This is a genomic window from Anaerolineales bacterium, assembly GCA_022866145.1.
Taxonomy (GTDB): Bacteria; Chloroflexota; Anaerolineae; order Anaerolineales; family E44-bin32; genus PFL42.
In genome coordinates, this window is sequence record JALHUE010000410.1 from 1 (window position 1) to 2,539 (window position 2,539).

Sequence of the window (2,539 nt, forward strand, 5' to 3'; positions counted from 1 at the left end):
CATCCGGGCCCTGGCGGCCCGCCTGACGGAAGTCTGGGAGGCCGGCGGTCTCCAGCTGGCAGGCCTGCGTCGCGGCGAGAGGGTGCTGATCCGCCAGGGGATGTTTGAAGGCTACGAAGGGATCTTCGACGTCAAGCTCCCGGGCAGCGAGCGCGTGCGAGTTCTGCTGCGGATGCTGAACAACCGGTTTGTTCCGGTTGAGGTCGATGTGGCGTTGGTCGAACGCCTGCCATGAGAGCTTGGCCTGGGATCTTGTCGGCCCATTGTGGCTGCCGGTGGCGGGTCTCCCGGGCCGCGCAGGGCGATCCTGGGCGGGAACGGGCAGGCTGCTGATCATGCCGTCGGTGCTCTTCGTGTGCAGCGCCAATCAATGCCGCTCGCCGCTGGCGGAGGTGATCTTGCGCCAGCTGGTGGCCGGCGAGGCGCCCGAGGAGACCTGGCGAGTGGCGTCGGCCGGGACGTGGGCGATCCCCGGCTTGCCGGCGACGGACTACAGCCAACAAGAGGCGCGCCGCCGCGGCCTGGATCTGAGCCGACATCTCTCACAACCAGCGTCGTGTGACCTGCTCGCCGAGTTCAACTTGGTATTGACGATGGAGAAGCAGCACCAGCACGAGCTGCAGACAGCCTGCCCGGCACAAGCCGGCAAAGTTCACCGGCTGTCGGAGGCCGTGGGCGGCGAATTCGACATCGACGATCCGCACGGCGGCCCGCAGGCCGGGTATCGCTCGCTGGGCGAAACTCTGGCGAGCCTGCTGGAGGACGGACTCCCGGCGATCCGGGGACTGGCAACCGCCGGCAGGCGGCCGGATGGGGCCTAGCAGCCGCCCCGGGGTCAGGGTCAAACGGGCCTTGGCGCGAACCGGGGAATCTGCATATCATCGATAGCGACCTTGCGAGGCGACGATGGAAGAACGCAAGATCCGGGTGGTAATCGCCGATGACCACGGGCTGATCTGTCAGGGGCTGCGCATGGTGCTCGAGCGCGGCGGTATGGAAGTCGTCGGCGTGGGTTCAACCGGCCGACAAGCGGTCGAGCTGACGGTGGCCGCCAAACCGGATGTCCTGATCCTCGACATCCGCATGCCCGACATGGACGGGTTGGAGGCCCTGGCGGAGGTCAAGAACCAGGGGCTGCCGGTCAGCGTGATCATGTTGACCTCCTTCGACACGCCCGAGTACCTGGCGCAGGCCGTGGCCAAAGGTGCGGCCGGCTTTCTCTCCAAATCGGCGGATGTCAAGGGCATCCCGGAGGCAGTGCGGGCCGTGGTCGCCGGCGAGGCGATCGTCGACCGGCAGCTGCTGCAGGCGGCGCTCGACACCAGCAGCCGGGCAGCGATCGAGAACCGCGGCTTCCAGCGGCGATCGGCCAACGACCTGACCGAGCAGGAAACGCGCGTGCTGCGGCTGGTGGCGGAAGGGCTGGACAACAACGCCATCGCCGCTTCACTCGGGGTCAGCCGAAACACGGTCAAGACCCACGTCCACAACATCTTCTCCAAGCTCGGCGTCTCCGACCGCACTCAGGCCGCCATCCTGGCGATGCGGATGGGACTGAGCAGCTGAGGTTGGCCGTTGGCCGCGGCCAGCCGCCGCGGGTTCATGGCCCGCGCCCGGTGAGCGGCCGGCGCTCCTGGAGGCCGTACGCATGAAGGTCCTGATCACGGGCGGGGCCGGGTTCATCGGCTCGCATGTCGCCGACGCCTACCTCGAGGCTGGGGCGCAGGTCTTGGTCGTCGACGATCTCTCCAGCGGGAGCGTGGACAACCTCGATCGCCGCCTGCGCCTGATTGAGATGGACATCCGCAGCCCCGAGTTGAGAGACGTCTTCACCGCCGAGCGGCCTGAGATCGTGAATCACCACGCCGCCCAGATCGACGTCCGCCGCTCGGTGGCTGACCCCCAGATGGATGCCAGCACCAACATTCTGGGAGCGCTGAACGTGCTCGAGTGCGCCCGCCAGCAGCAGGTCTCGCGCTTCCTCTACGCCTCCACCGGCGGCGCGGTCTACGGTGAGCCTGTGGAGCTTCCCTGCCGTGAAGACCATCCGATCCGGCCGATCTGCCCCTACGGCGCCAGCAAGCACGCCTTCGAGCACTACCTCGAGATGTACTCTGCGCTCTACGGCCTGCCGTATTCCATCCTGCGCTATGCCAATGTGTATGGCCCGCGCCAGGACCCGCTGGGCGAAGCCGGCGTGGTGGCGATCTTCACGGCGAAGATGTTGGCGGGGGAGGCGATCGTGGTCAACGGCGACGGCGAGCAGACCCGCGATTTCGTGTTTGTCGGGGATGTTGCCCGGGCCAACCTGCTGGCCACCGGCTTGGGCGAGGCTTGCGGCACGTTCAACATTGGCACCGGCGTCGGCACTTCGATCAACGAGGTGTTTGGACACCTGAAGCGCGCTACGGGCTACAGGCTGGCGCCCTCCCACGGCCCGGCCAAGCACGGCGAAACGCGTCACATCTATCTCGACTCCAGCCATGCCGCCGAGGTTCTGGGGTGGAGCGCCGAGGTCGCCTTGGGGTCAGGGCTTGCC

At 67.4% G+C, this 2,539-nt stretch carries 4 protein-coding genes; all 4 read left to right on the plus strand.

What is annotated here, in order from left to right:
* The coding region (locus tag MUO23_12260; GenBank protein ID MCJ7513731.1) for a hypothetical protein at nt 1–235 on the plus strand (235 nt) is incomplete at its 5' end.
* 100 nt (nt 236–335) lie between these two features.
* Nucleotides 336–821, plus strand: coding sequence for a hypothetical protein (locus MUO23_12265; GenBank protein MCJ7513732.1), 486 nt, complete (start codon nt 336–338; stop codon nt 819–821).
* 85 nt (nt 822–906) lie between these two features.
* Nucleotides 907–1,566, plus strand: a complete 660-nt coding sequence (locus tag MUO23_12270; protein ID MCJ7513733.1) for a response regulator transcription factor — start codon at nt 907–909, stop codon at nt 1,564–1,566.
* 82 nt (nt 1,567–1,648) lie between these two features.
* Nucleotides 1,649–2,539: NAD-dependent epimerase/dehydratase family protein (locus tag MUO23_12275; protein ID MCJ7513734.1), on the plus strand; the 891-nt coding region annotated here is incomplete at its 3' end.